Origin of the sequence: Bradyrhizobium sp. SUTN9-2 (assembly GCF_003122645.1) — a bacterium.
Taxonomy (GTDB): domain Bacteria; phylum Pseudomonadota; class Alphaproteobacteria; order Rhizobiales; family Xanthobacteraceae; genus Bradyrhizobium; species Bradyrhizobium yuanmingense.
In genome coordinates this window covers 2,698,986-2,704,882 of the sequence record NZ_LAXE01000001.1, presented here as the reverse complement: position 1 = coordinate 2,704,882, position 5,897 = coordinate 2,698,986, and the positions used below count along the sequence as shown (strand labels likewise).

The following is a 5,897-nucleotide window of genomic DNA, read 5'->3' as shown; positions in this document are numbered from 1 at the left end:
AAGAGGAGCAAAACTCTAGTTCTGAGTGGTCCAAACTTCGGCCTCGCTGCACTTCGGGCCGGACTCTAACTCCTTCTGGAGGAATTAAGCAGTGGCAGGTCACTGGCCCGAAGCACCGAAGCACTTCCCGCCCCGATCCAGCCCGAATGCTTGCCCAAGCCTTGACCGAATGCGCGACATCCATCCGGTCGCCTGCTTCGTGCGGCGGGTGCAGCTACCTGCGTCGCCGCCTCAGACATGTAGCGCACGCTGCCGATCTCGCTGTTCCGCAGATGAGATGGCGACCGCACCTCGGTCGAAGCATCAAGGAGAGCGCGAGGAATCTCGATGCCATGGCGCGGGCTGCCGAACAGATTGTGCTGCTGCGAGAGCGGTAGTGAACCGCCGAAGTCCGTGCGCCCGGTCCTTCCCTTACGCGCTTCAGGGCTAGGATCTGGCGAAGCAGCCTCCGTGGAGGCCTCGTCAGAGGAACTCAACTGCAACTCGTCCAGCTGCCACTCAAAGCTCGCTTGCTGGCTGGTGTCGTCAGGTTGTTGCCGACTTGCTGCTGCGCCCGGAGCTCAGCATACTGCTGGGCGAATTCTGGAGCTAACGGGTTCAACTGCCAGAGCTGGAAATGCGAACCATCCATACTGCTCTCCATTTGGCTCTCGGCGAATCTACGCCGCCAGAGCTCAGATCCGGCGTGGGGGAGATGAAGGCAACTTGCGATGGGGGCTTTAGCCACGAACGGGTTCCAGGTTGAGACCAGCAGAATACAAACTGTCGCCGGCAAAAGTTTCGATGATGCGATTGCGCTCCAGATCGCAGATGATGGTCCCGTAGCGCAGCCCCTTGCGCCAAGCCCAGTCGTCGATGCCGACTACACGCGGCGCTTCTGGCGACTTGAACTCGGCTGCGCGGATCATCCGCAGCAACGTGTCGCCGCTGGCCGGCATGGCCAGTTTGCACGACAGACGCGCACCCGGCTCCCCGCCGACCGCGAGGCCGATCGCCAGTTGGCTTTGGCTGAGCCGTGACGTGCATCGCGCTTTCGGCCGCGCACCGTTTCTGGCAATCGCTCATTAAATATCCAACGCTGGCATTGCGAATTCGCGCATCGAAACCGTCGCGCGTGAAGCCGGATCTCGACAACCCGACCCTGCCACGGCAAATCGGCTAGGCGTCGCACGTAATGGCTGTGGACGCGGCGCGTCTCGCGACCGCAACAAGGACACGAACGAGAGCGCGGCCTTCGTCCGAGCCACGAGCACCACTTATCGGCATGGGGAAGGATCCGGACAATCGTAAGCTCGGGGAAATCAGCGAGCGGAAGGCATGGAGCAAGGCGAATCACGGGCGTCGACTGCGATTCCGACCTTATGCCCATATTTGCACTGTCCGGAATCCCGCACCTTGCACCAAATATGCGGAAGACCAAGGGATGAGACTGCACCGATGGGGACGAACCGAAGGGGTGGCGAGCCGACCGGAGGACCGCCCCCATCGGCATCGCGCTTTTCGGATCTGCAGCTGGCGCAGCCGCGCCGAAGGCGGGTCCTGAACTCAAGAAGCCCCGCGACGATTGAGAGTCGCGGGCGACCGCCTCGTCAGCTTCTCGAAAGATTGTTCATAGTAGGACCAGCTCGATTGATTTCATGACTGAGGCTAGTGTGGACCCGCACAATTTTGACGCATTCAATGTAGCTGCCGGGCAGCGGGTACAGGTCTCGCAAGAGCATCAACCTGACCGATCCGGGCAAGAGGACTTTGAGCAGCAATTAAACGAGACCCGCGAAGCCGATAAGGCGATCGCTGACAGTGGGCCACGCCGTAGCTCCTCTACCAATGTGTCTAGCGACACCCAGCAGCCCCCGGCCGAGCCGATGAGTGGACTTGCCAGGAGCAACCCTTTGCCAAGCGAGGTCATCATCAACGATGAGCATAACACAGCCGAGTTAAGAGCAGCGAAGAGGCCGCGGGCCTTAAACAATCCGCAAGGCGTTGTCATTGAGCAGCAGCTGACCGCCAATTCAGGTGGTGGTGGAGCAATGCCAGCAGCCTCCGCGGTGCAGCCGGCTCATACTGGGATTGTGGTACGGGGGCATCAGTTGGACAAACGGCCTGTTTATTCCGACGATGCTCCCGAAATCTTGAGGCTTGAGGAGGCTCTCATCAAGGGCGGGATGGTCGCCAGCGGGGCGAAGCAACATGCAGGCGCTCTTCTTAGCTTTAGCCGTTGGCTCTTCGCAAAAGGCAGACCGAGCATTGTTGCTCGGCTGGATAGTATGTCGCTGAGCAATAGCGGTGACGTATACGAGTTCGTCGGAAAGGGGAATCCCCGAAATCTCCTTGTAGCATTAGACCGTCTCCGCACCTTTCGGTCGACGGGCGAAGTCAACGTACGCCCAAGGAGCGGTCGCGCCAAGCTCAACCCTCCCGCCCCCAACGTGGCTCCCATCCGTCCCGAAGGCGCGGTACTGATGGAACCGGGGCTCGACAACGCCCTTGCGCAGCACCGCGCGTGCTCGGCGCCGCAGCCGGCTCAGACGCCGGGTATTGTGAGAGGGCATGACATGCGGCCTCTTTGTTCCGAGGATGCTCCCGTTGTCCTGGGGCTCGAGGAGACGCTCATCAAGGCCGGGACTAGGCGCCTCGACATCGCCGCTGCGCAGCTTAGCGCGTCCTCGGCGCTGCGGCCGGCTCAATCAAGGGGGGTTGTGACGGGGGCAGACATGCGGCCTCTTTATTTCGACGATGCTCGCGATATCTCGGGGCTACAGGAGGCCTTCATCAAGGCCGGGATGGCAATAAACTACGCGTATCAATATACGAGTCGTCTTCGGAGTTTTAGCCGTTGGCTGTTCGCAAAAAGCAAACCGAGCCTTGTTGCTCGGCTCGACAACGAATCGTTGAGCGGTGACGTGTCCGAGTTCCTCGGAAAGGGTGATCCCGACGGGCTCCTTAGGGCAATAGACAAACTCCGAACCTTTCGGTCGACAGGCATGCCGAAGGGCAATTCTCGCCCTCCGAACGTGGCCCCCATCCAGCAAGGGCACGTCGCGATCAATCCAGAGCAGCTTCATCAGTGGGAGCTTCGGCAAGTGCTGGATCATCTGGATCATCAACCCATCCCGTCGTCGGTCTCCGTCCCTTCAGAGGAGCTTCAGCGACTGGAAAAGGACTTGCAGGACGAGCTTGACCGACACCCTGCCGCTTCGTTCTCCGCCGATCCAGAAGGGTTTTCTTTCGATCTAGAGCAATTCTCTCCAGAGGAGCTTCAGCGATTGCTTGATGATCAATCCATACCGTCGCCAATCTCCGTTCCTTCAGAGGAGCGTCAGCGACTGGAAAAGGACTTGCAGCACGAGCTTGACCGACACCCTGCCGAGCCGTTCCCCTCCGATCCAGAAGAGTTTAGTTTCGATCTAGAGCACTTTTCTCCAGAGCAGCTTCGGCGATTGCTTGATGATCAATCCATACCGTCGCCAATCTCCGTCCCCTCAGCGGAGCTTCAGCGACAGGGAAAGGACTTGCAGGACGAGTTGCATCAACACCCTGCCCTGTCGTTCTCCGCCGATCCAGAAGAGTTTAGTTTCGATCTAGAGCAATTCTCTCCAGGGGAGCTCCGGCGATTGCTTGATGATCAATCCATACTGTCGCCACTCTCCGCTCCCTCAGAGGAGCTTCAGGGACTGGAAAAGGATGCGCAGGACGGAGCGGGGGGCTCTACAAAATAAGAGCGAGCAGCGCTTGCCACCTGCGCGGGACGGCGAAGTGCCGCCCGCGATCGCGAGCGTCTCGGCGACGCTGACGCAGCGATAATCGCGCGTCACTAAGAATGCAGATGGCGCCAGGATTGCGACGGATCAGATCCCGGAGCGCTCGCGATGACCCTCGGGCAAATCCTTCTCGTTCGCCGCATGCGTTGGTTGGAAAGGAGCAGACAGGCGCGCACCGTGCACTCTCGCGCTAGTCAGCTTTTCGAAAGCCAACCTTCTTAGATTTGGGAAGCCGGTCTCTGGATGACGATGCCCCCACGACCGAACTGGTCACAAACCCAGGGCACCCGCTGGACGATCAGCAAGAGGCTTTGTTTCCACAGGAGCAAGGGAGAGCATATGGATTCCAATCGGATAAACCGCGCCGGCTCGCCGGAGTCCCCGCTGGGGTACGTCTGCTCACAGGAACATCATGATCTTTTTAGGCAGACTGTGAACGACGTCGGGCGATCGGCTGCCGCTCCTGCACCGGCAAAGGCCCCGATTTGGAGTTCGAGCGCTCCGTATGCGAACTTTTCACGCGATGGCTACTCCTGGAATAACGACGTGTGGGGCAGTGGTGCCGGGCCTCAGACCATTTCGGTGTATGGAGCGAACCAGTGGAGCGTATGGTCGAACCAGCCTGGAACTGGTGGTATCAAGAGCTATCCGCACGAGACCGTCCATGTCGGAAAGCCGCTCAGTGCGATCAACACCTTGAGCTCGACCTTCCATCAGGACGTTCCTAAAGGCGGCGCCTGGGACACCGCCTATGATATTTGGGACAGCTCAAACCAGCATGAGATCATGATCTGGACAAACTACACCGGAAACCCGGACGGTAGCGGCAACGTGAAGCCCATTTCTTATCATTATCGGCAGGATCCCTCCGGGGCGGCCATCCCGGTCTACACTAACGTCGAGCTGGGAGGAACGACTTGGAACGTTTTTGAAGGGAACAATGGTCACAACGTCATCTCGCTCGTGCCCATTTCGAAGAGCAACAGCGGGACAGTGGACATCAAAGGCATCCTGGAGTGGATCAAGTCGAAGGGCTACTTCGGCGACATAAACGTGGGTAGCATCCAATACGGCGTCGAGATCACCTCCTCCCCCGGCGGAATGAACTTCAAGTTCAGTAACTGGACCGTGACCTCGAAGTGAAAATCCAGTTCTGCGTTCGCCGCGGCTATTGGATTTGCCCAAACCCGGCGCTGAGAGCGCGTCATCGCGCCAGGGCGCACGAGCTAGAGCGGATCACGACTCGAAATAACTGGCGAACCGAGCACGGGCGATTTTCTCGATTGGTGGTGATTTGGCTCGGGCTCCTGTTCTGAACGCGGCAGGCTCAGAAAGCGTCGGGCCTCATTGGCGACACCACAAAAGTTAGTGAAGCCGCAGCTCTCGCGGATCACGCCGAGGAGATCGCCATGTTCGGCTAAGGCGACATACCACCCGGCTGAGGACCTAGATATCCCGCTCGTCCATCTGGTAGGTCTTGTCGAGGGGACCGGTCGCGCGAGCTTGCACGCTGCACAGCGCAAAAGGAAGAGAGTTCGACGCTATCGTGATGTATGGCGTGAATGCGAGCGATCTTCCCAGCGAAAACGACAAGAGAAGCGCCGCCGCTTTTCGCCAGGCACGTCCCCTATCTTACGCGGGCGTCACGCGCCCGGGAAAAGAAATGAGTCCTAATTTTTCAGGAGCATCATCACTCGCCGTGGGTGAAAGAGCTGTTTTGCAACGGAAAACAGTGAATGGTGGCCACGTCTTCCTCATTTTCTCGAAATGATCTACAACATTTCGATCAATTATGTGGAGCACCTTGTGCTCCGCATGAGCCAGAAGCGAGTTCGCGCGATCCACCATCTCAAAAGCTGGACCACTACGACGCAGCCGTGAATCTGTACGTGGCCCACTACAATCTTTGTCGTGTCCAGGAAGCCCCGCGGACAACGCCAGCGATCGCGCTCGGCATCGTGGATCGGGTTTGGTTGATCTGTATTTTGTTGGCGCGCAGCGCACCACGATGCCTGCGGTTGAAAGGATAGCGTTGTAGCTCAGAGAATGCCGGCAGCACATCGACCGCCCGAGCTCGTAAATCGGTGGTGTCTTTCGCCCCCTGATGATGTCCGCGGGCCCTGCGCGCCCTATCGA

At 58.9% G+C, this 5,897-nt stretch carries 6 protein-coding genes and 1 pseudogene; 3 read left to right on the top strand and 4 right to left on the bottom strand.

Annotated features, from left to right (window positions below; all coding sequences use genetic code 11):
• Positions 1–719: 719 nt before the first annotated feature.
• Together XF30_RS40120 and XF30_RS12275 are read right to left on the bottom strand one after the other, a co-directional pair.
• Positions 720–938 (bottom strand): hypothetical protein, encoded by a 219-nt coding sequence (locus tag XF30_RS40120; protein WP_204524506.1) that lies wholly within the window; start codon positions 936–938, stop codon positions 720–722.
• On the bottom strand, positions 905–1,369 hold the full coding sequence (locus tag XF30_RS12275) for a transposase family protein (RefSeq protein WP_502696093.1): 465 nt from the start codon (positions 1,367–1,369) through the stop codon (positions 905–907). Before XF30_RS12275 ends, XF30_RS40120 begins: the two co-directional genes overlap by 34 nt.
• Before the next feature lie 268 nt (positions 1,370–1,637).
• Here XF30_RS12275 and XF30_RS39290 point away from each other — a divergent pair, with 268 nt between their 5' ends.
• Together XF30_RS39290 and XF30_RS12260 are read left to right on the top strand one after the other, a co-directional pair.
• Positions 1,638–3,719: a hypothetical protein gene (locus tag XF30_RS39290; protein WP_244608938.1), complete on the top strand. Its 2,082-nt coding sequence runs from the start codon at positions 1,638–1,640 to the stop codon at positions 3,717–3,719.
• A 381-nt stretch (positions 3,720–4,100) separates the two neighbouring features.
• Positions 4,101–4,904 (top strand): GH12 family glycosyl hydrolase domain-containing protein, encoded by an 804-nt coding sequence (locus XF30_RS12260; protein ID WP_109142853.1) that lies wholly within the window; start codon positions 4,101–4,103, stop codon positions 4,902–4,904.
• Between the two features lie 95 nt (positions 4,905–4,999).
• On the opposite strand, the pseudogene XF30_RS40115 reads toward XF30_RS12260, so the two are convergent.
• Positions 5,000–5,185 (bottom strand): annotated as a pseudogene (locus XF30_RS40115) (DNA primase); the annotation flags it as partial.
• 125 nt (positions 5,186–5,310) lie between these two features.
• Here XF30_RS40115 and XF30_RS12250 point away from each other — a divergent pair.
• Positions 5,311–5,532 (top strand): hypothetical protein, encoded by a 222-nt coding sequence (locus tag XF30_RS12250; RefSeq protein WP_244609096.1) that lies wholly within the window; start codon positions 5,311–5,313, stop codon positions 5,530–5,532.
• A gap of 126 nt (positions 5,533–5,658) precedes the next feature.
• Here XF30_RS12250 and XF30_RS38865 read toward each other — a convergent pair.
• Positions 5,659–5,897, bottom strand: a 239-nt coding sequence (locus XF30_RS38865; RefSeq protein ID WP_204524504.1) for a hypothetical protein, incomplete at its 5' end; no start/stop codon positions are given.

Excerpts from the sequence above, each read along its gene's own strand:
- XF30_RS12250 (WP_244609096.1), top strand. The coding sequence starts at position 5,311 with ATGTATGGCGTGAATGCGAGCGATCTTCCCAGCGAAAACGACAAGAGA.
- XF30_RS12275 (WP_502696093.1), bottom strand. The coding sequence starts at position 1,369 with ATGGGCATAAGGTCGGAATCGCAGTCGACGCCCGTGATTCGCCTTGCT.
- XF30_RS12260 (WP_109142853.1), top strand. The coding sequence starts at position 4,101 with ATGGATTCCAATCGGATAAACCGCGCCGGCTCGCCGGAGTCCCCGCTG.
- XF30_RS39290 (WP_244608938.1), top strand. The coding sequence starts at position 1,638 with ATGACTGAGGCTAGTGTGGACCCGCACAATTTTGACGCATTCAATGTA.
- XF30_RS40120 (WP_204524506.1), bottom strand. The coding sequence starts at position 938 with ATGCCGGCCAGCGGCGACACGTTGCTGCGGATGATCCGCGCAGCCGAG.